We start from the raw sequence: 23532 nt of genomic DNA, 5'->3' as shown, positions 1-23532 counted from the left end.
GCCCTACGGCCGTCGCGGCGGGCGCTGGCATCAACCACCGCCCTCCACGAACGCGACCGGCGTGCCTTTCGCGACGCTGGTTGCGACGCGTTCGGCGTCCCAATTGGTGAGGCGCACACAACCATGCGATTGCGCCTTGGAGATATTTTGCGGCGACGGCGTGCCATGGATGCCATAGCCGTCGGCGGACAGGTTGATCCACATCGTGCCGACCGGATTGTTCGGACCGGGCCTGATCTTGAAGGGTTTTCGGGAATGAACACCCTTGAAGTGATAGGCGGGATTGTAGCGATAGGTTGGATTGGGATCGATCTCGGTGACCTTCAGCGTGCCCGAAGGTGACGGCTTCTCCTCGCTGCCGACAGTCGCCGGATAAAAGCCGATCAGCGCATTCGACTTGTCGAACAGTTTTACGGTTTGCCGCTTCTTGTCGATCTCGACCCTGCCTGCCTTCACGGGCGCAGCGCTTCCACCGTCGCTCGTGTCGACCACAGTGATGGTCTCACCGGCGCGGTCGAAGTGGCGCCCAGGGTTGAGCGCGGCCAGCAGCTGCTCGCTCATGTGAAACTTCTCGGCCAGCGCTTCGCGCGGACTGGTGTAACCGAGCCTCGGAATGTCCTTCATGTCCTCCATCTTCGACGGAAGCTTACGCAGGAACGGGCCGGCGACGTCCTTCTCGGTAATGGTGTAGGTCGCCGTCGGCGGCCGGTCGTCCGCCTTCAGGGCCTTCCAGACGTCATCCGTCAGCTCATCCGTACCAGGCAGTTGCCGTGCTTCCGCATAGGCGCGCAGCGCCTTCCTGGCGTTCTCGCCAAATTTGCCGTCGATCTCGCCCGGCGAGAAATGCGCCCTGTCCAGTAGCACCTGCAGACGCACGCCCGCCGGGGTCGGCTTCTCCTTCGACAGGGTTTTCTTCGAGGGCTCGGCGGCACCGATCGCGGCCGCGTCCATCCCGGCGGCGAACGCCGGTGCGGCCGCCAAGACCAAGACAAAGACCAAGAGCGTGAGGGCGAAAGCAATCTTCGCTGCCGCGCGTAGTGCCGCCTCCTCGATCATGTTCCAGCTCCGAGGCGGAGACATCCGTCGGATTGGCAACTCGACTCGATCGCGGAAGTTTCCAGTTTTTCCCGAAAAGCGCGCCGGCTCGGATCAACCGACCCGTCGCCCGGCCATCTCCGCCGCAAGCAGCACTGCGGCCCGGCTGGCACCGGTCGATGCGACGCCTTGCCCGGCGATATCGTAGGCGGTGCCGTGCGCGGGGGTGCAGATCGGAAACGGGAAGCCGCCGAGCAAGGTGACGCCGCGATCGAACCCCATCAGCTTCATCGCGATCTGGCCCTGGTCGTGATACATCGTCAGCACAGCATCGAAGGCGCCGGCCTTGGCGCGCAGGAACACGGTGTCGGCCGGAAACGGCCCCTCCACGGCAATGCCCTCGCGCTGGCCGGCTTCCACCACCGGCGCGATGATGTCGATCTCCTCGCGGCCGAAATTGCCGCCGTCGCCGGCGTGCGGGTTGAGGCCGGCCACCGCAATACGCGGGCGCGCAAAGCCGGCGTTGCGCATGCAGGCATCTGTCAGCTTCAGCGCACGCTGGATGCGTTCGGCGGAGAGCTTCGCCGCGACATCCCTGAGCGGAATGTGCGAGGTGACCCGCGCGTTCCAGAGCTCGCCCAGCACGTTGAACTCGCTGGCCGGCGTCTTGAGGCCCGCAACCTCCGCGGAGAACGCGATCTCGTCGTCATAGTCGGCGCGGGCATATCGCATCGCCTGCTTGTTGAAGGGCGTGAAGCAGACGGCATCGACGCGATTGTCGCGGGCGAGCTCGAGTGCGTAGCGGTAGTTCGCGAGGGCGAATTTTCCACCGGCCGGGGTCGCAGTCTTGGGCTCGACGTCCCTGGGATCGAGATGGCCGAGATCGACGAACAGCGCATCGCCCTTCGCGGCGCGAAAATCGCGCCCCTGCTCCACCGATGTCAGCTCCGGCGCAACGCTGCCGACGCGTGCACCTTCGTCGAAGATGCGGCGGTCGCCGATGACGACGAGGCGGGCGCGGGCCCGGATCTCGTCCAGCGCCGCGAGCTTTGCCGTCAGCTCCGGACTGATGCCGGCGGGGTCTCCCATCGCGAGAGCAATGAGCGGCTTTGCGGTCATATGATCACCTTCTCCTGGGCTGGCGTATCGGCGTCCGGAGACGCCGTCTTGCGAAACGGCCGCGCAAGCTGCAGCACGAGCGGAAGCAGCAACAGCGCGATGCCGGCCACCACGAGGCACGTCACCAGCTTGTTGGCAAAGAAGATTCCGAGCGATCCCTTGGACATCAGCATCGACTGCCGGAACGCATCCTCGGCCTTGTCGCCGATGACGATCGCGAGCACCAGCGGCGCCAGCGGATAAAACAGCTTCTTGAAGAGATAGCCGACAATGCCGAAGCCGAGCATCATGACGACGTCGAGATAGGAGTTCGACACCGAATAGGCGCCGACGACGCAGATGATCACGATCAGCGGCGCGATGATCACGAACGGAATCCGCATCAAGGCGGCGAACACGGGCACGGTCAGAAGCACCAGCGCGACCGCGACGATGTTGCCGACATACATCGAGGCGATCAGGCCCCAGACGAAGTCCTTCTGGTCGACGAACAGCATCGGTCCGGGATTGAGGCCCCAGATCATCAGCCCGCCCATCATGACGGCCGCGGTGGCCGAACCGGGAATGCCGAGCGAGAGCATCGGCAACAGCGCGCTGGTGCCGGCGGCATGGTCGGCGGTCTCGGGCGAGATGATGCCTTCGACCTCGCCGGTGCCGAAATAGCGGCCGCGCCGCGAGAAGCGCCGCGCGATGCCGTAGCTCATGAAGGACGCTGCGGTCGGGCCGCCCGGCGTGATCCCCATCCAGCAGCCGATGGCAGCACTCCGCAGCAGCGCAACGCCGTGCCGTGGCAGGCGGCCGACCGCGCGGAACACCTCGCGCCAGTCGATCCTGGAGGAGACGGCGCGGGCATGAAACTCCTCCTCGACCGCAACCAGCAGCTCGCCGATGCCAAACAGGCCCATCACCGCGACGACGAAGTTCACGCCCTTGACCAGCTCGTCGATGCCCATGGTGAGGCGGACGCTGCCGGAGACCGTGTCGATGCCGATCGCGGCGATGGCAAAGCCGATCGCGAGCGCCACCACCGTCTTGATCGGCGCCGCGCCGCCCATGCCGACGAAGCTCGCGAAGGCCAGGAAATAAACCGCAAAGTATTCCGGCGGGCCGAAGGCGAGCGCGACCTGCGCCACCCATGACGCCAGGAAGGTGATCAGGATGACACCGATCAGCGCGCCGAACGCTGCCGAGCCGAAGGCGGTGGCGAGCGCCGTGGTCGGCCGGCCGTCGCGCGCCATCGGATAGCCGTCGAAGGTGGTCGCGACCGAGGACGGCTCGCCGGGGATGTTGAACAGGATCGAGGTCACCGAGCCCCCGAACAGCGCGCCCCAATACATGCTGGAGAGCAGGATGATCGCTGACACCGGCTGCATGCCGAAGGTCAGCGGCAGCAGCAGCGACACCCCGTTCGGCGCGCCCAGCCCCGGCAGCACGCCGACGAGAATGCCGAGCAGCACGCCGACGACCATCAGCGCCAGATGCGGCACGGTGACCGCGATGGTGAAGCCGTGGAAGAGCTCCGAGAGATTGTCCATCACCCGCCCCCTCAGAACCCGAACGCGGCGGCGAACGCGCCGTGCGGCAGGCTGACCTGGAACATGCGCTCGAACACGACGTAGAGGGCGAGCGCCGTCGCTGCCGCCGCAATCGCCGAACGCAGCACGGATTGATGACGGGGGATCGCGAGCACCGCGAAGACGTAAATTGCCGACGCCAGATACATCCCGAGCAGCGGGATGGCGGCGACGAAGATCGCGGCCGGCACGAACAGGCCCGCCAGCCGCCGCAGCTCGATGGACGTGATCGCGATGGGCACGCTGGCCAGCCTCGCGCCGGGCACTACGCCGCGCGCCAGATTGTACAGGCTGCCGGCGACAATGATGACGCCGGTCAGGAACGGGAATGTGCCGGAATCCACACCCGCACTCGACCAGCCGATGCCGTTGTCCAGACTCTGGACCACCACCGCAACACCAAAACCGCCGGTGAGGATGGCGGTCGCAAGTTCGAGCGCGCGTCGTGAGATCATGGAAGGCTCCAGTCGAGCAATGGACAAGGGCATTTCACTTGCGCAAGCGCGCCCGGTCTTACTTGACCAGCCAGCCCTGCTCGCTTGCGACCTGCCTGAGGTGTTCGAGATCCTCCTTGATGAACTTGTCGAACTCGGCACCGGTGAGGAAGGTGTCGATCTGTGAGGATTTCTCGATGTAGTCCTTCCACTCCGGTGTCGCCTGCACCTTCTTCATGAGGTCGACATAGTATGCTGCCTGGTCCGGCGTGACCTTGCCAGGCAGCCAGACCGTCCGCGGCTGCTCATATTGCTTGATATCGAGGCCCTGCTCGACGCAGGTCGGCACGTCGCTCCAGCCCTCGGTTGCCGTGACCTTGGCGCCTTGCGGCAGCCGCTTCGGGCTGAAGACACACAGCGGGCGCTGCGTGCCGCCGCGCCATTGCCCGATGCTTTCGCTGGGATTGTTGACGTGGGAATCGAGGTGCCCGCCGGCGAGCTGTACCGCCGTTTCCGCACCGCTCTTGAAGGGGATGTAGGTCAGCTTCACATGACCGGCCTTCTCGATCATGCGCGTCAACACCTCGTCGGTGTCCTTGGACTGCGCGCCGCCCATCTTGAAGTCACCCGACGCGGCGGCCTTGAGATAGTCGCCCGCAGTCTTGTAGGGCGAGTCCTGCTTGACCCAGAGCAGGAACTCGTCCTGCGCCATCGCCGCGATCGGGGTCAGATCGGTGTAGTTGAAGGCGACCTTGGAGACGAGCGGCTGCTGCCAGGCGTTCGAGGTGCCGAAGATCACCTTGTAGGGATCGCCAGCCGAGGCCTTGCCGTAGACATAGCCTTCGGCGCCGCTGCCGCCGGCCTTGTTGACGACGACGATCGGCTGCTCCGTCAGCTTGTACTTGGTGATGATGTTCTGCACCGCGCGGGCGATGTTGTCGGTCCCGCCGCCGGGGCCGGCGGTCGCCACGAACTCGATCGGCTTCTGCGGCTGCCAGGCAGCACACGCCGGCGCGTTGCCTGCAAGCACGGCCGCACTGACGGACAACAAAAAGAGAGACGTCCCACGCATGATTTCCTCCAACTGATTTTTTCTGTTTTGTTTGACCAGTCGTCTCGACGTCCGTTCAGGCGACGCGTTCCCTGCGCTCCCTGGACGCCGAGACGATTGCGCCTTCTCGCTCGAGCGCTTCGATCTGCTTCTCGTCGAACCCGTGCTCGGCCAGCACCTCGCGCGTATGTTCGCCATAGATGGGCGCGCCGGACAGGACCTTGCCCGGCGTTTCCGAGAACTTGACCGGCAGCCCGATCGTCTTGACCGGGCCGAGTGTGGAATGCTCGACCTCGACGACCATCTCGCGCGCCAGCGTCTGCGGATCGCTCAGCGCCTCCAGCATGTCGTGCACGGGGCCGCAGGGCACGCCCTTCTCGTCGAGTGCCGCGAGCCAATGCGCGCGCGTTTGGGTGCGGAAGCGTTCGCTCAAGACGGCCTCGAGCTCCTTCAGATTCGCCATGCGGTCGGCGCCGTTGACGAAGCGCGGATCGGAGGCGAGCTCGCTCGCGCCGAGCGCTTCCAGCATCAGCAGCCAGTGCTTCTTGTTGGCACCGCCGACCACGAGCCAGCCGTCCGAGGCCTCAAACGCCTGGTACGGCGCGTTGAGCGGATGGGCCGAGCCCATCGCGCGCGGCGCCGTGCCGGCGGCGAGCGCGATGGTCGATTGCCAATAGGTCTGCACCAGCGCCGCCTCGTAAAGCGAGGTCTCGACCCACTGCCCCTCGCCGGTCTTGAGGCGGTGCGTGTAGGCGGCGAGGATACCCATGCTCGCGAGCAGGCCGGCGGTGATGTCCGATAGCGGCGGGCCGCATTTCACCGGCGGGCCATCGGGGCGTTCGCCGGTAAAGCTCATGATGCCGCTCATGGCCTGCGCGACCAGGTCGAAGCCGCGACGATCCTTATAGGGACCGGTGCGGCCAAATCCCGACAGCGAGCAATAGATCAGCGCCGGGAATTTTCCGTGCAGCTCTTCATAGCCGAACCCAAGGCGCTCCATCGCACCCGGCGCAAAGTTCTCGACCAGCACGTCGGCGTCCGCGATCAGCCGCCGCAGCACCGCCTTGCCGCCGTCGGTCTTCAGATCCAGCACGATGCCGCGCTTGTTGCGGTTCATCATCAGGAACGAGGCGGCCTCGTCTCCGATCCTGGGCGGGACCGAATGACGGGTGTCATCGCCGTTCGGCCATTTCTCGATCTTGATGACGTCGGCCCCCATGTCGGCGAGCATCAGGGTGCAGGTCGGCCCTGCCATGACATGAGTGAGATCGATGACCTTGAGGCCGGCGAGCGGGCCGGCGCGGCGTGAAGTGGATTGCGATCGATCGCTTTGCATCACGGGTGCGTCCTATTGACCGCGCCACTGCGGGGCGCGCTTGTTGAGGAAAGCATCGAGCCCTTCGCGAAAATCCTGGCTCGTGTAGCACATCAGGATGAGGTCTTCGCCCTCGTCCCGCGTCAGCCGCCGTTGCAGGCGGGCCACCGCCTGCTTGGTCGCGTTGAGCGTCAGCGGTGCATGGCTGGCAACAAGGCGCGCGAGCTCGTCGGCACGCTTGTCCAGGGCCGGGAGATCGTCGACGACCTCGCCGAGCAGCCCGACGTGGGCTGCCTCCGCCGCATCGACCAGGCGTGCGGTGAAGATCAAATCCTTGACCCGCGCAGCACCGATCAGCGCGGTGAGACGGCTGACATTGGACATCGACAGGCAATTGCCGAGCGTGCGGGCGATGGGAAAGCCGATCTTCGTGCTTCTCGTCCCGATGCGCAGGTCGCAGGCGGCGGCGATGCCCGCCCCACCGCCGGTGCAGAAGCCGTTGATCGCCGCGATCGTCGGCACCCGGCATTGCTCGAGGGTGGAGAGCACTCGGTCGATCCGGTTCTCGTAGTCGATGGAGTCCTGCGGCGTCTTGAATTCGCGGAACTGGTTGATGTCGGTGCCCGAGGCAAAGGCCTTGTCGCCGGCCCCGCGCAGCACCAGCACCTTGATGGACCGATCGTCGTTGGCCTGCCCGCAAATGGCGGCGAGCCGTTCGTACATGGCGAAGGTGAAGGCGTTGCGCGCCTGCGGGCGGTTGAAGGTGATCCGCCCGATGCCGTCGTTGCATTCAAAAACGAGGTCGTCCGCCTCTACGGTCTGGTCCATTTCCGCGATCCCCGCTGTTTTTTGTCTTTTTGAATGCAAAAATTCAGATTTACAAGATATAATTACCCTAACTTTCGTCTACCGGACCATTTTTGCATTCAAAAATAGAGATATCCCATGCTGCATGAGGAGGTCGTCGGCCGCATCCGCGACATTCTGCTCGACGGCGAGATTCCGCCGGGCGCGCGGATCCCCGAGCGCGAGCTGTGCGAACGGCTCGAGATTTCGCGCACGCCGCTCCGCGAGGCGCTCAAGGTGCTCGCTGCCGAGGGCCTCGTGCAGCTACTGCCCCATCGCGGCTCGCGCGCGGCAAAACTGACCGACAAGGACATGCGCGACCTCTTCGAGGTCTGCCAAGGCCTCGAAGCGCTGGCCGGCGAGCTCGCCTGCGAGCGCATCAGTGATCACGAGATCGCGGAGATCGCGGCTGCGCATGTAGCGATGGTGCAGCATTATCGTGAGGGCGATCTGATCCAGTACTATCGCGGCAACCGCGCCATCCACGAGGGGATCGTCAATGCGGCCGGCAATCCCGTGCTCACGGGGCTCTATGCGTCAGTGACCGCGCGCATCCGCCGCGCCCGCTACGTCACGCCGATGACGCCGCAGCGCTGGGCGTTTGCGGTCAGCGAGCACGAAGCCATCCTGAACGCGCTCCAGCGCCGCGACGGCGCCGGCCTCTCCCACATCTTGCGCGCCCATCTGCGCCACAAGCGGGAAGAGGTTTTGCAGGCGGGGTTTGCGGAGACGGAGGCGAATGAGCCCACGCTGAAGATCGCGTGAGACTTGTCGCTGGACCGCCCGTGCGCCCGGAATTCCTCTTCCTGGCAGCTCTTGCGCGCCCCTCCACGACAAGCAGGACGCTTGCCTCGCGCAAGCACCGGGAGCATGATCAGGCCAGTCGCGCCGGAGATCGAGACCCCTCGAGGTAAACTGTGAATCTTCCGCAGGGACCAGACCTTCTGATCGAACTCGATGCGCACCGGAACGTCCGGGAGCTGCGCCATTTGCAGACCCCTGCGAACGGCGAGTCCGGCCAATCCGCCAAGCAGGCCGCCCTCGCCTATCTGCAGGATGCTGGTGTGCATCGCCATCTGTTGCCTATCAGCGATGACGACTGGCAGCACCTGAACGACACCATCAACGACGACGGACCGACGAGAGCCGGTGGTTTCAGATTTCGATGGGTGGCCCCTCGCGAACTGAAACGGAATTCGACCATCGAGACCTCGATCGTCTGGGTCCAGCAGACGGCTCCACTGGCAGCCTCCGATTTTGTCCCCGATGTCCTGGGCGGCAGCATACGGCTGGTGGTCCATCACCGCGGCGCGATCCCACTGATCACCAGCGCGCGATCGACGACGATCGAGAACGCACAATTGTCGATCGCGCCTGAGTTCGTCGAGCGAACATTTCCTGGCCGGGTCTTGGAACCGGCATGGGCAGACTTCCTACCTCGCGATCTGACCGAGAGCCTTCTGGCTCCCTTGCTTGGCCTTTCCGACGACAAGACCGGCATCGGAGACGCGCTGCTTGTCGCCTATCGCCTGCGCAAGCGCAGTGCCGTCTATGGCGGCGCGCTGGGCATCGCGGTCAGTGCAACTGCATTCCTGTCCGTGGCAGGCGAGGAGATCGCGCATCGGGTTCTGCTCGATCCTTTCGAGAACGAACTCTTGCGCAAGGCGCCAATCGCGTCGGCATGCGCCGGATACGCCTTTCTCAGCGATCCCGACAGCAAGTCCGGAACTTTCGAGCTGCGTCCCGATACCGGAGCCGACTTGCTCGATCCCGAGCGCGATCCGGTCGCACTGCTCGACCTTGATCACGCCCCGGGCGGCCGCCGCAAGCTCTCCGGTCCGCGCGTTCAAGTGCTGACGCCGGCGGCGCTGGGTGCCGACTACGATCCACCTGTGCAGCGACCGCCTTTCGCGTTCTCGGCGCGGACCAACGCGTTCGCTGCGGTCAGCGCCTATTGTCATTGCGATTCCATGATGCTGCTGGTCGAGCAGTTCGGGTTCACGAACGCCGACTATTTCGCCAAGATCAGGCGGCCTTTGGTCGTCGAGCACAGGGCCAAGATGCTGGCGGGCTCCGGCGCGCGCGACGGCCGCGGCATCAATGCCTATGTGACACCGTTCCGCGCCGATCCGGTCGGGCCGCCCTGGGACGCCCGGATGCTGTTCGGGCTCGCCGATTTCGCCGACACCTGGAGAAATCCGCTCGGACTCGTCGCCGATGTGCGCTTCGTCTGGCACGAATTCTGCCACGTGATGATCCTTGCCGCGACCGGATCGACGGAATTCGATTTCGCCCATAGCGCCGGCGATGCGCTTGCGGCGATCATGGACGATCCTTCCTCCAGGCTGGTCAAGCTCGACGACGATGCATGTCGCGGCGTGACCTTCCCCTTCATTCAACTGCCGCTCCGGCGTCATGATCGCAAGGTCGAGGACGGCTGGGGATGGAACGGAACGCTCTATGAGCGCCCCAATCCCACCTACGGATTGCGCGATCCGGCCGGATACAATGCGGAGCAGATACTCTCGAGCACCCTGTTCCGTCTCTATTGCGCGCTGGGCGGGGATGCTCGCCGCACCAACGCGGCGGGTGTTGTCGAGCCGGACGTCGAACGCCGCCGGGCAGCGGCCTATTATTGCGCGTACCTCATCGTGAGCGCGATCGGCTCGCTCGGCTGCGTCCAGACAGAACCGACCAGCGAAGCAAGCCAATTCGCCACGGCGCTCATGGAGGCCGACGTCGGCACCTCAGAAGTCGACGACGACGGGACGCCCCGGCTCGGTGGAATGGTGCACAAGGTCGTGCGCTGGGCGTTCGAACAGCAGGGCCTGTACCAGATCGCATCGAACAGCCCACGCAACGAACCGGGACGCCCGCCGGCGGTCGATATCTATATCGACGACGGCCGCGCCGGGGGCTACGGCTACAGCAACAGCGGCTGGCACGCTCTGCCGGGGGCGGTGTGGGTCCGCCCCAATCCCGATGCCGACACCGCGGGCACACAGCCGACGCCGGGACAGCCCAACTACGTCTACGTCAGTCTGCGCAATCGAGGCGACGATGCGGCGATAGCGGCATCGGTAGATGTTTTTGCGGCCACCGGCCCTGCCGCCGATACCTGGGAGCCTGCAGCGAACTATTGGCAGAAGCTGCAGTGGAACAACGCGCCACACAACGTCCCAAGCGGGCAATCCTACACGTTCGGCCCGTTCGAGTGGACTCCACAAGTCGGCAGAAATGCGCTGCTGGTCCGCACCACCGTTGCCGGCGACCGCAGCAACATCGACGACGACTCGCCGCTGCGCTGCGCCACCGGCCCGACGCCGGTGGAAGATCTCGTCCGCAGCGACAACAACCTCGGTTATCGCGAATGGCAGCTTCCGTAGGCGTGGCTACGGCGGGGGGAAGTTCGGGAACGGCTCATTCGTAAGTTGCGCGACCGTATTTGGCGTGACCGATGCGGCCCACTCCGCCACCACAGCATCGAATAGATGACCGGTCTCTGGACATCGGGTCCGGTCCTTAATCAGGTCCACGCAAGCACGGGCAATGACTTTGCCGGCGGCGCTGTCGCTCGGATAGTGCACGCCCGCGCGCTCGCGGTTGAATGCGACCCGGCTGGCGAGCCATTCGAGCTGATCCGTCCAATGCGGCAGCACCTCGGCAAGCAGGTACGACATCAGCCAGCTCTGGAGCGAATGGCCGCTCGGGAACGAGGCATGGGCTGGCGGGCCAAACGCCGGCAGGAGACCGGGACATATGAACGAGGGCCGCGGCCGCTTGTACTTCTTCTTATAGTAGACCGCGACGACCTGACCGATGCGAACGGCAAGGTTCATGAGCACCAGCGTGTAATAGTGAGCGCGGTTGTTGACCGCCAGCATGCTCACCCAGTAGCCGGGCGCATTGTCGTGCTGAAAGACGATCTCGCCCATATACCGCTCGCGGTCGATCTGCATGAGCTGCTGGAGGTGATGAAGCTCGGCATTGATGAATGCGGTCGGGTTTGCACTGCCCTGCTGCCAGCCCAGCAAATCGGGGGTATGCCCGGCGAGATTGACCTGTTTCCAGCCGGGGCCGCAGTTCTCCATGAACTCGGTGAGGAAGAGCAAGCAGAGCACGTCGGGATCCCAGGGTCCGATCCTGCCCTGCCAGTCCCCCGATGGCAGTGTCTGCTGCGGGAAGCTTGGCGCGCAGTTCGGGCCGAGGTCGAATTGCAGGGTCAAGGGCCGGAAGCTGAGCTCGGCCGGGGTGGCTCCGAAGCCCATACCCATTCCCATACCCATTCCCATCCCCATACCCATTCCCATGCCCATACCCATACCCATTCCCATTCCCATGTCATCCTCCGGAGCTTGTTCAGCGGGAACTTGTTTGTTGACGGCTAGCAGACGTCGCGGCGCAATTCGTCTCGCTGTTAGCGAGGCAGCCCAGCTTCAATCAATCGTTCGGCAAGCAGAGCGAGACGCGCCGGCTGCTTGATCGGGTACCAGCTGCAATATTTTTCGACCGAGAATGAGGGATCAATCCGCATATGCGCGGCGCCCACCTCGCGCGCCCGCTCGAGCGAACCGGCGGCGACAAGGCTTGCCGCAAGAAGTCGCAAATTGGCGACAAACTGAGGAGCCCCCGCCATGACCTTCGTGCCCCAATGCACGGCCTCGTCGAAGGTCTCGTTGGTGTAGTGCGCGTTAGTGAGCGCCGATTGATAGAAGTAGGCATACGGATCGAGCGGCGACAACGATATCCCGTACGATGCGCGCGCCACCGCACGCGGCCCGTCACCGATATAGCAGTAGGTCGACGCACTCAACGACCAGGCGATTGCGGAATTCGGCGTTCCTCCGATCGCACGGTCAAAGGCATCGATGGCGCGGTCATACGCGGCGAAGAGAAAGGAATTGATATGGCCGAAGATGGCCAGCGCCATGGGATCCGACGGCTCGAATTCGAGCGCACGCGATGCAAGCCTGAGAGCTTCGTGGGAGTCGGCCTTGAAGTCGGTCGTATGCCCTTCGCCGATGTGCAGGATGTACCACTTTGCCATCAGCGCGTAGGCCGCCGCATAGTGGGGATCATGGTCGAGCGCTCGCTCGAACAGGGTTCGTGCCACCTGCATGTCGTCATGACCAAGACGATAGAGGCGGTACATGCCCTGCAAGACCAGGTCGTAGGCGTTCATGCTCTGCGGAATCTTGCGCTCGGCATGCTTCAGTTCGGATATGTGGATGTGCGGCAGGAGCGCATATGCGATGTTTGTCGCGATTTTCTCCTGCACGTCGAATAACTGGCTGATCGATGAATCATATTGGTTGGTCCACAGCATGGACTTCGTATCGACATCGATCAGCTGAACCCGCATCCGCAACAACTCGCCGCTGCGGGTGAGCGTCCCCGTGACAAGATATCGCACGCCCAGGTGATGGCAGACGCTGGCAGCGTCGATGGTCGGGTCGGTGAAACCCAGCGTCGACGTGCTGGATACGACGAACAGATCGCGGATTCCCGCCAGTGATGCCACGATATCGTGGACGATACCCTGCGCCAGATAGGCGTCCGCCGCTTCGAGACCGAGCATCTGCAACGGCAGGACCGCCACGGACGGCTTGAGCGCATGAGCCACCGAGATCGTCGGAGGCCGCAGCTCGTGATGCGCGATCTTGAATGCCCGGATGCGCCGCTCGATATTCTTGAGCGTCAGGAAGCCCAGCTCTGCGGCCTGATAGCGCAGATGATCCTTCACCTGATCGTGGATGGCCCCCGAAATCACGATCCCGCCGGGGCCAGCGAATTCCTGAAGTCGGGCCGCAATATTGATGCCGTCCCCGTAGATATCGTCGTGCTCGGCGATGATGTCGCCGACATTGGCGGACATCCGTATCTGCAGCGGGTTGCCCCCGTCCGATGACGATTTCTCCAAATGGAGCTGGGTGCCGAGCGCGAAGCTGATCGCGTCAAGCGGGCTCTTGAATTCCAGAAGCAGCCCATCGCCGGTGCTTTTGATGACCTCGCCGCCGCTCGAAGCGACGCGTGGCTCGATCACGTCCGTGCGCATCGACATCCATCGCCGATGCGTGCCTTCCTCGTCGCCTCCCATCAAGCGGGAATATCCGACGACATCGATGAAGACAGCGGCGGCAGTACGCCTTTTCGGCCGGCTCTGATCCGAGCCGTCGTCCGGGGACCTGTTGTCGACACTGATCATCATGACAGGCACAACAACTGCTGGGCGGCCACAGTCATTGTGGCGCCGAAAGATTGTAGCAGACAGGGGCTGCCGGGCAAATGTAAGGCCTGCACACCGACTGGGCAGAAATTGCGGTCACGCCAATTGACTTGCACAATCAAAGCGTGCGTTTCTATAAATCCTCGTTCAAAAAAGCGAATGGAGGCACTGAGCGCTCTCCAGAACGCGAAGGTGTGCCCATCGAAATATCGAGAGCCGTCGCAGACTGGTACCCCGCGACCTCAGAGGGCACCGCCGGTGGAGCCCTTGATCGCGCTAGGCGCGATTGCCGAACAGATCGAGCGTGATCGACCGCAGCCAGCGGTGAGCGGGATCGCGGTGGTAACGCTCGTGCCAATATTGCGCGATCTCGATCCGCGGTAGCGCCACCGGCGTCTTGAACACGGTCATGCCGAGCGGCTCGGCGACGATCGTGGCCAGATTGGCGGGCAAGGTCGCGACACCATCGGTCTGCGAGGCCACGATCGCGCCCGCGATGAAGCTCGGCACCTGCAACAGGATGTTCGTGCGCGCGATCGCGCGCGTCAGCACGCGCTGCGTCTCGAGGTGGGCCGCATGGCCGGTCTCGGACGCCGTGATCAGGATGTGCTTCTCCTCGAGAAATCCCCGACGCGTGCGCGCCGCCGCCGGCCTTGGATGGCCTCGTCTCACGACGCTTGCGTAGCCGTCCGAGTAGAGCCGCTGGGAGCGAAGATGCCCCGCCGCACGCGGCAAGGCGCCGAGCGCAAGATCAGCCTCACCCGACTCGAGCTTGAGGGCGAAGTGCCGGGAGTCCAGCGGGATTGCGCGCACCTGAACGCGCGGTGCGAGTTCGGAAAGGCGCGCGACCAGAGGCGGCAGGAACCGCACCATGCCGACATCGGTCAACAGCAGGCTGAAGGTCTTCTCGGATTTACGGGGATCGAACGGCAGCCGCTCCTGCCACAACCGGTCGGCCATTTCGAGCAAGGCGCGGATCTGGGCCGCCATCTCGAGCGCGCGCGCCGTCGGTTGCACGCCGCTGCCACGCCGCACGAACAGGGGATCGTCGAAGCGCAGCCGCAAGCGCGCCAGGAGCTTGCTGATCGCCGGCTGCGTGGTCTCGAGGCTCACGGCCGCGCGCGTGATGCTGCCCTCGCGGATCAGCGCGTCGAGCACGCGCAGATCGCGAAAGTCGATCCCGGAAGATTCCATTTTTGACATATGAAACATTCCCTCGCGGCCATGGCTCGAGCTTCCCCTTTTGTTATCCTGCAGTCAATCGAACGGCTGAAACGGCCACGCGGACACGGAGGACGCCATGACCAAATTCGTGATCGAGTCGCATTTCCGCCTGCAGGAATGGGTGGCCGAGGAGAAGGGCTACTTCCGCGACGAAGGGCTCGACTACGAATTCCGCGAGCTGATCCGCTCGACCGAGGGCCAACACCACAACAAGGTCAATGAAGGCGCCTTCCAGAGCATCGAGCAGGGCCGCAAGGCCGACGTCAGCTGCGCCTGCCACTGGACCGTCAACGTCGCCGCCTCAAACGGCCACGCCAAGCTCTACGCCGACGTCTATTCGGTCGCGCCTTCGGGCATTTTCGTCCCGGCGGATTCGAAGATCCGCACACCTGCCGATCTCGCCGGCGTGCCAATCTCGGTCGGATTCCAGTCAGGCAGCCATTATTCGACGATCCAGGCACTCGAGCCGTATCTGGCGCCCGGCCAGATCAACCTCACCTTCGAGGACGGCATGCTGTTCCGCCGGATGGAGCTGCTGTTCGAGGGCAAGAGCGAGGCGGCCTCGCTGTTCAACGGCCCCTATTATTTCGCCGAGCAGCTCGGCTATCGCAAGATCATCGACACCACGTTCATGATCGCGTCCATGATCAATGGCGATCCGGCGCCCGAGGACATCAAGCGCTACTTCCGGGCGCTGAAGAAGGCCCAGCGCGACATCGACCTGCGTCCGGAGCTATTCACCCGCTACTACAAGAACGAATTCCCGGACCGATTCCATGCCGCGATGGATACCAGGCGCTGGGGGCCCGGCGAGCGGATCGTGTTCGAACCCTATTCGCGCGAGATCTACGAGCAGTCGTTCGACTGGATCGAGAAGCACGGCATCTTCGAAGCCGGCACGATGGGCGACGGCGCCTACGACAAGGCGACGGTCGCGTTCGGAAGGATTTGAGGGTCGGCGAGGCCGTGCGCTAGCAGCCGAGCTGGTCGGCGACGCCGCCAAAATCCTTGGCGACGATGTCCCAGTTGCCGGTGGCCTCGAAATCGACCTTCTGCAACGGGCCGTACTCGGTCGGCCGCGCGACGAACGCGGTCTTCAGACCGTACTTCTGCGCGGCGGCGAGATCACCATTGTGGGCTGCGACCATCATCACCTGGTCCGGCTTGAGGCACAGCAGCTTTGCTGCGCCGAGATAGGTTTCGGGATCGGGCTTGTAGTGCTCGAACAGCTCGGCCGACATGATGAGGTCCCACGGCAGCTTTGCAAACTTCGCCATGTTGGTCAGCAGCGCGACGTTGCCGTTCGACAGCGGCGAGATCACGAATTTTGTCTTGAGCCGCGTCAGGCCGGCGACGCTGTCGGGCCAGGGGTGCAGGCGATGCCAGCCCTTGGTGAGATGATCGAGGTCGGCCTCGGTGAGGCCCTTGATCGCGAACTGCTCGACCAGCTTCTCCAGCGAGCGGCGGTGCAGATCGTCGAGCATGACATAGCCGCGCTCGGGGTGCTTGCGCACGTGGTCCATCGAGGCCGAGTACACGGCGCGCCAGCCGTCGACCAGAGCGGTCCAGTCGGTGCTGATGCCGCGGCCCTTCCCCCACCAGATGAAGTCGGTGATCAGGCTGGTGCGCCAGTCCACGACAGTGCCGAACACGTCGAAGACGAGGGCTTTGACGGCGGAGAGGTCGGACATGTGCGCTTCCCTTGTTCTTATTGTTGTCGTTCCGGGGCGCGCGGAGCGCGCGCGAACCCGGATTCTGGCGCCATCATCTCTGGATTCCGGGCTCGACGCTTTCGCGTCGCCCCGGAATGACGGAGAGCATCAATCCAGGTGGAACTTCGCGAGCTCGCGATGCTCGGCCTTGATGTAGCGCACGGTGCCGGTGACGGAGCGCATCACCACCGTCTCGGTCTCGATCACGCCGTCCTTGCGGAACTTGACGCCCGAGAGCAGCGAGCCCGTGGTGACGCCGGTCGCTGCGAACAAGCAGTCGCCGCGCGCCATGTCCTCGATGCCGTAGATCATCTTGGGATCGTTGACGCCCATCTTGGCGGCGCGTTCGCGCTTCTCGTCGGAATCGAGGATCAGGCGGCACTGCATCTGGCCGCCGATGCAACGCAGCGCCACCGCCGCAAGCACGCCTTCCGGCGCGCCGCCGGTGCCGAGATACATGTCGACGCCGGTGTTATCGGGGTCGGCGCAGTGGATCACGCCGGCGACGTCGCCGTCGGTGATCAGGCGCACGGCAGCTCCGGTCGAGCGCACGCTCTCGATGATGCTGGCATGGCGCGGACGGTCGAGCACCAGAACGGTGATGCCCTCCGGCTTGACGCCCTTGGCCTTGGCGAGACGGCGGACGTTTTCGGCCGGCGTCGCGTCGAGCTCGACGACACCCTTGTCGTAACCGGGGCCGATCGCGAGCTTCTGCATGTAGACGTCGGGAGCGTGCAGCAACGTGCCGCCGTCGGCCATCGCCATGGTGGCGATCGAGCCCGGCATGTTCTTGGCGCAGAGCGTGGTGCCTTCGAGCGGGTCGACCGCGATATCGACTTCCGGCCCGGCGTTCATGCCAACTTTCTCGCCGATGAAGAGCATCGGCGCCTCGTCGCGCTCGCCCTCGCCGATCACGATGGTGCCCTGGATCGGCAGCTTGTTGAGCTCGCGGCGCATGGCGTCGACGGCGGCCTGGTCGGCGGGCTTCTCCTGCCCGTGCCCGCGCAACCGCGCCGACGACACCGCCGCCCGCTCCGTCACGCGCACGATCTCCAGCGTGAGAATGCGCTCGAGCAATGCGTGCGGCGGCACTGAAATATGGGTCGACATCGGCTAACTCCTTCGAAACAGTTTTGGACAGGACTCCCTGCCCGCATCAACTCGCAACGCCCACAGTTCGTTCGAACGAACCGCCTCAATGTTTGAGCATGACCTGCTCGGAAAACCGCTTCACACCTTTCCGGGTCATGCTCTAGTTCTTCTCGATCCGGATCACCTGCGGCCGTCCGCTGATCACCTTGTCGTGCTGCACAGCGGCGAGCGCGCGGCGCACCGCGTCCTCATGCGTGGCGTAGGTGATCAGGATGACGGGCACGGGGACCGCCTTGTCGTCGCTAGGCGCAGCGCCGCCATTGGGATGGCGCTGCACGATCGACTCGATCGAAATCTTCTGTTCTGCAAGCCGGGTCGCGATCGCAGCCGCGGTGCCCGGGAAATCGCGTGCCAAGAGGCGGATGTAATAGCCGCCCTCGTGCCGCTCCATCGGCGCCTTCTTGGTGTCGCGCAGTTGCGCAATGGGACGGCCGAACGGATTGGCTCGGATGCCCCGCGCAACGTCGGCGATATCGGCCACGACGGCGGACGCGGTCGCGGCACCGCCGGCGCCGGGACCGACCAGCGTGATCGGCGGAATGCCCTCGCCATCGATCGTGACCGCATTGGTGACACCCATCACCTGCGCGATCGAAGAGATTTTTGGAACCATGGTCGGATGCACGCGCTGCTCGATGCCCTTGGCCGTGCGAACGGCAACACCGAGCAGCTTGACGCGGTAGCCAAGATCAGCGGCAGCGCGCAGATCTTCCGGCGCGATGGAGGAGATGCCTTCGACATACACCGCGCTTTGAGCAACTTTCGTGCCGAAAGCGAGGCTGGCGAGAATGGCGAGCTTTTGCGCGGTGTCGTGGCCGTCGACATCGAAGGACGGATTGGCTTCGGCATAGCCGAGCCGCTGCGCATCCTTGAGGCACTCGGCAAACGACAGGCCTTCCTGCTCCATCCGCGTCAGGATGTAATTGCAGGTGCCGTTGAGGATGCCGTAGACCCGGTTGATGCCGGTTCCCGCAAGACCTTCGCGTAACGTCTTGATGACGGGGATCGCGGCGCCAACGGCTGCCTCGAAATTCAGCGCACCGCCGTGCTTTTCAGCGGCCTTGGCGAGCTTCAGGCCGTGCTTGGCGAGCAGCGCCTTGTTGGCGGTGACGACCGACTTGCCGGTCGTCAGCGCCGCCTCGACTGCCGACAGCGCGGGATCTCCGGCGCCGCCCATCAGCTCGACGAAGCAATCGATGCCGGGATGCGTGGCAAGCGCCACCGGATCCTTCACCCATTCGACGCCGCGCAGATCGATGCTGCGCTTCTTGGCCTTCGAGCGCGCAGTGACGGCGACGACGCGGATGCCGCGGCCGCTGCGGCCCGCTAGCACGCGGGCCTGGGTTTCAATCAAACGGATAACTTCGGCGCCCACGGTGCCGAGCCCCGCTATGCCCACTTTCAGGGGTGCAACCATGATGCTTTAGTGAACCTGCAGAAGAGAATTAGCGCCGATTGGCGAGCGGAACGACGTTGTGCAACGTTTCGATGCCGCTTTCAAGGAAGCGGCGCACGCCGCGCGCGGCCTGCCTGATCCGTTGCTCGTTTTCCACCATGGCGATACGGACATATCCTTCACCATGCTCGCCGAAGCCGACACCGGGCGAGACCGCGACGCCGGATTTCTCCACCATCAGGGTCGCAAACTGCATGCTGCCGACGCTGCGGAACGCTTCCGGCAACGGCACCCAGGCGAACATCGAGGCCTCCGGCGGCGGAATCTCCCAGCCGGCGCGGCCGAACGATTCCACCAGCGCGTCGCGGCGCTTGCGATAAGTGTCGCGCATCTCCTTGATGCAATCGTCCGGGCCGTTCAGCGCGGCGGTCGCCGCGACCTGCACCGGCGTGAACGCGCCGTAGTCGAGATAGGATTTGACGCGGGCGAGCGCCGCAATCACGCGCTCATTGCCGACCGCAAAGCCCATGCGCCAGCCGGCCATCGAATAGGTCTTCGACATCGAGGTGAACTCGACGGTGACGTCGATGGCGCCGGGCACCTGGAGCACGGAAGGCGGCGGGTTGCTCTCGTCGAAATAGACCTCGGCATAGGCGAGATCGGACAGGATCAGGATCTCGTGCTTCTTCGCGAAGGCGACGAGGTCCTTGTAGAAATCGAGGCTCGCGACATAGGCGGTCGGGTTCGAGGGATAGCAGACCACGAGCGCGAGCGGCTTCGGGATCGAATGCACGATCGCTCGCTCCACCGCCTCGAAGAATTGCGGCGTCGGCTCCGACGGCACCGAGCGGATCACGCCGCCCGCCATCAAGAAGCCGAAGGCATGAATCGGGTAGCTCGGGTTCGGGCAGAGGATGACGTCGCCCGGCGCGGTGATCGCCTGAGCCACGTTGGCAAAGCCCTCCTTCGAGCCCAGCGTCGCCACCACCTGGGTATCAGGATCGAGCTTCACGCCGAAGCGGCGGGCGTAGTAGCCGGCCTGGGCCCGGCGCAGGCCGGGGATGCCGCGGGAAGCCGAATAGCGGTCGGTGCGCGGCTTGCCCAGGGTCTCCTTGAGCTTCTCCAGCACGTGTGGCGGGGCCGGCAGATCCGGGTTGCCCATGCCGAGATCGATGATGTCGGCGCCGGCATTCCGCGCGGCCGCCTTGGCCCGGTTGACCTGTTCGAACACGTAAGGCGGAAGGCGGCGGATGCGGTAAAACTCGTCCATGGCTCTCTGGGCTCCGGGCAACCGCTCAGGATAGAATCGATGGGCGATGACCACCCCTCGAGGAGATCTCGCCCTGCACACAAAAATCGCTTAAAATCAAATGCTTAGAGCGATTTTCGGTGACGAGGGCTGAACTCCTTCGCCCTGACTCTCGGCTGAATTGAAGTCTTTTTAGCACGGAGTGGCGGGGGCGCCAGCGATTACCTTGTGCCCCGCGATGGCGTCCCGTGCCTGATTGGCGGTCCTTACTTGGCGGTCTTACTTGGCGTCCTTGGCGGCAACGGCCTGGCGGTCGCGGGCGGCCGCAAGCTCGGCCTCGATCTTGGCGCGCTGGTCGGGCGGGATGATCGCCTGATCACGATCCGGCGGCAGATCGTGCACCGGCAGATAGGCACCGGGCTCCCTCGGATGAGCCGGCGTGTCGGCGGCCGACATGTCCGCGAGCTGGCTCGAACAGCCGCCCAGCGCAATCGCCGTCGTCAGCAGCGCGCAGCATGCAAGCCGCGACTTTTGCAGGTCCCAAAACGCAAACACCTGGGAATTCCCCTACTCGTCCCATGCGAGGCTGCGGGAGCTTAACCCAACAACCTGCCCAAGCCCAAACCATTGCTGCCCACAAATGGTACGAGCGAGAAATCATCCAAGGCCCACACCGCGAGAGGTGCACTGCGATTGTGACAAAAGCAAGAAGCCTTGTCGCAGTGCAGCACATCTTCGCGCGTGTTTGACGCGAAACCAGCGAGCTTCGCGGTGACGAATACGGAATGAATCGTTACTGTTGCCTTCATGAATAGTGCCACGACCGATACGCCCAAAGCTGGGACAAAATCTGAAACGAAGTTCGATGCGGAAGCCTTCGCGATGAATGTCGCGCGGGCCATGGAAAGCGGCGGCAAGGCGCTCGCCGCGTATCTCAAGCCGCGCGAAACCGGCGAGGTGCAGGACCGTCCGCCGGCCGAGATCGCCGAGGTCGTCAAGACGTTCACGTCGGTCGCGGAATACTGGCTGTCGGACCAGTCGCGTGCGTCCGACCTCCAGACCAAGCTCGCCAAGGACTATCTCGATCTCTGGGGTTCGGCGGCACGGCGGATGGCCGGCCAGGAGGCCCAACCCGCGATTGCGCCCTCGCCGCGCGACAAGCGCTTTGCCGATCCGGAATGGAAGTCGAACCAGTTCTTCGATTTCATGATGCAGCTCTATCTGCTCACGACCAAATGGGCGCAGGAGCTCGTGCGCGATGCCGAGGGGCTCGATCCGCAGACCCGGCGCAAGGCCGAGTTCTACATGCAGCAGCTCACCAACGCGATCTCGCCGTCGAACTTCGTGCTGACCAATCCGGAGGTGCTGCGCCAAACGGTTGCCAGCAGCGGCGAGAACCTCGCGCGCGGCCTGACGATGCTGGCGGAGGACATCGCCGCCGGCAAGGGCATGCTGAAGATCCGCCAGTCCGATCCTGACAACCTCGTCGTCGGCGTCAACATGGCGACGACACCGGGCAAGGTGATCTACCAGAACGAGATGATGCAGCTGATCCAGTATTCTCCGACCACGGAGAAGGTGCTGCGTACGCCGCTGCTGATCATCCCGCCCTGGATCAACAAGTTCTACATTCTCGATCTCAAGCCCGAGAAATCCTACATCAAGTGGTGCGTCGATCAGGGCATCACCGTGTTCGTGATCTCATGGGTCAATCCCGACAAGCGGCTCGGTGCCAAGAGCTGGGAAGACTACATGAAGGAAGGCCCGCTCACGGCGATGGACGTGATCGAGCGGGTCACCGGCGAGTTGAAGGTCCACACCGCCGGCTATTGCGTGGGCGGCACCATGCTCGCGACCACACTGGCCTGGCTCGCCGAGAAGCGGCGCCAGCGCGTGACCTCGGCGACGTTCTTTGCCGCCCAGGTCGACTTCACCCATGCCGGCGATCTCCTCGTGTTTGTCGACGAGGACCAGATCGCGGCGCTCGAGCAGGACATGAAGGCCTCCGGCGTGCTCGAAGGCTCCAAGATGGCGATGGCCTTCAACATGCTGCGCTCCAACGACCTGATCTGGTCCTATGTGGTCAGCAACTATCTCAAAGGCCAGCAACCGAGCGCGTTCGACCTGCTGCACTGGAATTCCGACGCGACGCGGATGACCCAGGCGAACCATTCCTATTACTTGCGCAACTGCTATCTGGAGAACCGGCTGTCGACCGGCACCATGGTGCTCGACAACACGCTGCTCGACCTCTCCACGGTCAAGGTGCCCGTCTACAACCTCGCCACGCGCGAGGACCACATCGCGCCGGCGGAATCGGTGCTGTACGGCTCGCAGTTCTTCGGCGGCCCCGTGAAATACGTACTGTCCGGCTCCGGCCACATCGCAGGCGTCGTCAATCCGCCGGCCTCGAACAAGTATCAGTACTGGACCAACGACAACATCAAGGACGTCAACGTCGCCCAGTGGATGAAGGGGGCGGTGGAGCACAAGGGCTCGTGGTGGCCGGACTGGCGCGAATGGCTGGGCGGGCTCGATCCGGAGGAAGTGCCTGCGCGCGGCGTCGGAAGCGAAGCGCTGCCGCCGATCGAGGACGCCCCGGGCAGCTATGTCAGGGTTCGCGCATAGCGCAACGGCGCGCACTTTCGTATAAGCTCACGACATCGATTTTGAAGGGGACCGGGTTATGACGCGTGAATTGTTCTGGCTGACCTGCACGGTGATCCTGACCGGGATCCTCTGGATTCCCTACACCATCAACCGCTGCCAGATTCGCGGGCTCAGCGGCGCGATGGCCAACCCCTCGCGCGGCGACAAGCCGCAGTCGGAGTGGGCGAACCGCCTGATGTTCGCGCACGACAACGCGGTCGAGAACCTCGTGCTGTTCGCCCCGCTGGTGCTGATCCTGAACGCGATCGACTATTCCTCGAAATGGACGGTGCTCGCCTGCGTCGTCTATTTCTGGTCCCGCGTCGCGCATCTGATCGTCTATGCGCTCGGCATTCCGGTATTCCGCACCCTCGCCTTCACCGTCGGCTTCCTCGCGCAGGCCGTGCTGGCGCTGGCGATCTTCAAGGTGGTTTGAGACCAACGTCCCGACCACGTGGCAACGCGTAGCGATGCATAGCGAATCCAGCCGGGATTTTCTCCAAAATTTGCAATGTAGCTTCGTCCACGGCGACACTCGTGTCGGCAGGCT

General features: G+C 64.1%; 20 protein-coding genes. 5 read left to right on the top strand and 15 right to left on the bottom strand.

The window, feature by feature from the left end:
- Positions 1–30: 30 nt before the first annotated feature.
- The 7 genes from ABIC09_RS10420 to ABIC09_RS10390 all read right to left on the bottom strand — a co-directional run bounded on the left by ABIC09_RS10420 (position 31) and on the right by ABIC09_RS10390 (position 7356).
- Entirely contained in the window at positions 31–951 is a 921-nt protein-coding gene (locus tag ABIC09_RS10420; protein WP_354083111.1) for a L,D-transpeptidase family protein, read from the bottom strand.
- Positions 952–1149: 198 nt separating this feature from the next.
- A complete protein-coding gene (locus ABIC09_RS10415; protein ID WP_354109199.1) occupies positions 1150–2154 on the bottom strand; it encodes a 4-hydroxythreonine-4-phosphate dehydrogenase PdxA in 1005 nt (334 codons plus the stop codon).
- Positions 2151–3689 (bottom strand): tripartite tricarboxylate transporter permease, encoded by a 1539-nt coding sequence (locus tag ABIC09_RS10410; RefSeq protein WP_148748840.1) that lies wholly within the window; start codon positions 3687–3689, stop codon positions 2151–2153. The genes ABIC09_RS10415 and ABIC09_RS10410 overlap by 4 nt, the downstream gene beginning before the upstream one ends.
- 11 nt (positions 3690–3700) lie before the next feature.
- A complete protein-coding gene (locus ABIC09_RS10405) occupies positions 3701–4183 on the bottom strand; it encodes a tripartite tricarboxylate transporter TctB family protein (protein ID WP_148748839.1) in 483 nt (160 codons plus the stop codon).
- A gap of 58 nt (positions 4184–4241) precedes the next feature.
- Positions 4242–5234: a Bug family tripartite tricarboxylate transporter substrate binding protein gene (locus ABIC09_RS10400; RefSeq protein WP_354109198.1), complete on the bottom strand. Its 993-nt coding sequence runs from the start codon at positions 5232–5234 to the stop codon at positions 4242–4244.
- A gap of 55 nt (positions 5235–5289) precedes the next feature.
- Positions 5290–6549: a CaiB/BaiF CoA transferase family protein gene (locus ABIC09_RS10395; protein WP_354109197.1), complete on the bottom strand. Its 1260-nt coding sequence runs from the start codon at positions 6547–6549 to the stop codon at positions 5290–5292.
- Between the two features lie 12 nt (positions 6550–6561).
- A complete protein-coding gene (locus tag ABIC09_RS10390) occupies positions 6562–7356 on the bottom strand; it encodes an enoyl-CoA hydratase/isomerase family protein (protein ID WP_148748836.1) in 795 nt (264 codons plus the stop codon).
- Positions 7357–7473: 117 nt separating this feature from the next.
- Here ABIC09_RS10390 and ABIC09_RS10385 point away from each other — a divergent pair, with 117 nt between their 5' ends.
- Both ABIC09_RS10385 and ABIC09_RS10380 read left to right on the top strand, forming a co-directional pair.
- A complete protein-coding gene (locus tag ABIC09_RS10385; RefSeq protein WP_148748835.1) occupies positions 7474–8139 on the top strand; it encodes a GntR family transcriptional regulator in 666 nt (221 codons plus the stop codon).
- Positions 8140–8363: 224 nt separating this feature from the next.
- Positions 8364–10760, top strand: a complete 2397-nt coding sequence (locus tag ABIC09_RS10380; RefSeq protein ID WP_354109196.1) for a hypothetical protein — start codon at positions 8364–8366, stop codon at positions 10758–10760.
- A gap of 6 nt (positions 10761–10766) precedes the next feature.
- On the opposite strand, the gene ABIC09_RS10375 is transcribed toward ABIC09_RS10380, so the two are convergent.
- The 3 genes from ABIC09_RS10375 to ABIC09_RS10365 form a co-directional block, all read right to left on the bottom strand.
- Entirely contained in the window at positions 10767–11702 is a 936-nt protein-coding gene (locus ABIC09_RS10375) for a phosphatase PAP2 family protein (RefSeq protein ID WP_354109195.1), read from the bottom strand.
- Between the two features lie 89 nt (positions 11703–11791).
- Complete coding sequence (locus ABIC09_RS10370; RefSeq protein WP_354033514.1) at positions 11792–13582, bottom strand: adenylate/guanylate cyclase domain-containing protein; 1791 nt, start codon at positions 13580–13582, stop codon at positions 11792–11794.
- 294 nt (positions 13583–13876) lie between these two features.
- Positions 13877–14803 carry a LysR family transcriptional regulator gene (locus ABIC09_RS10365; protein WP_187434580.1) on the bottom strand — a complete coding sequence of 309 codons (927 nt, stop codon included), beginning with the start codon at positions 14801–14803 and terminating at the stop codon, positions 13877–13879.
- A 97-nt stretch (positions 14804–14900) separates the two neighbouring features.
- On the opposite strand from ABIC09_RS10365, the gene ABIC09_RS10360 reads away from it, so the two are divergent.
- Positions 14901–15776: an ABC transporter substrate-binding protein gene (locus ABIC09_RS10360; protein ID WP_148748830.1), complete on the top strand. Its 876-nt coding sequence runs from the start codon at positions 14901–14903 to the stop codon at positions 15774–15776.
- A gap of 19 nt (positions 15777–15795) precedes the next feature.
- Here ABIC09_RS10360 and ABIC09_RS10355 read toward each other — a convergent pair whose 3' ends face one another.
- From ABIC09_RS10355 to ABIC09_RS10335, 5 genes are all read right to left on the bottom strand, one after another.
- Positions 15796–16515, bottom strand: a complete 720-nt coding sequence (locus tag ABIC09_RS10355; protein WP_354109194.1) for a haloacid dehalogenase type II — start codon at positions 16513–16515, stop codon at positions 15796–15798.
- A 129-nt stretch (positions 16516–16644) separates the two neighbouring features.
- Entirely contained in the window at positions 16645–17646 is a 1002-nt protein-coding gene (glpX, locus tag ABIC09_RS10350; RefSeq protein WP_148748828.1) for a class II fructose-bisphosphatase, read from the bottom strand.
- 142 nt (positions 17647–17788) lie between these two features.
- On the bottom strand, positions 17789–19105 hold the full coding sequence (locus tag ABIC09_RS10345; RefSeq protein ID WP_354109193.1) for a homoserine dehydrogenase: 1317 nt from the start codon (positions 19103–19105) through the stop codon (positions 17789–17791).
- 28 nt (positions 19106–19133) lie between these two features.
- Positions 19134–20354: an LL-diaminopimelate aminotransferase gene (locus ABIC09_RS10340; RefSeq protein WP_148748826.1), complete on the bottom strand. Its 1221-nt coding sequence runs from the start codon at positions 20352–20354 to the stop codon at positions 19134–19136.
- 258 nt (positions 20355–20612) lie between these two features.
- On the bottom strand, positions 20613–20888 hold the full coding sequence (locus ABIC09_RS10335) for a hypothetical protein (RefSeq protein ID WP_148748825.1): 276 nt from the start codon (positions 20886–20888) through the stop codon (positions 20613–20615).
- A gap of 252 nt (positions 20889–21140) precedes the next feature.
- Here ABIC09_RS10335 and ABIC09_RS10330 point away from each other — a divergent pair, with 252 nt between their 5' ends.
- On the top strand, positions 21141–22961 hold the full coding sequence (locus tag ABIC09_RS10330) for a PHA/PHB synthase family protein (RefSeq protein ID WP_354033511.1): 1821 nt from the start codon (positions 21141–21143) through the stop codon (positions 22959–22961).
- A gap of 58 nt (positions 22962–23019) precedes the next feature.
- Complete coding sequence (locus ABIC09_RS10325) at positions 23020–23418, top strand: MAPEG family protein (RefSeq protein WP_354082750.1); 399 nt, start codon at positions 23020–23022, stop codon at positions 23416–23418.
- Positions 23419–23532: the final 114 nt, after the last annotated feature.

The sequence above is a fragment of the Bradyrhizobium sp. S3.12.5 genome (genome assembly GCF_040548225.1).
In the GTDB taxonomy this organism is placed as follows: domain Bacteria; phylum Pseudomonadota; class Alphaproteobacteria; order Rhizobiales; family Xanthobacteraceae; genus Bradyrhizobium; species Bradyrhizobium cytisi.
The sequence above is the reverse complement of the archived record's forward strand: the minus strand, read 5'-3'. Positions and strand labels throughout refer to the sequence as shown.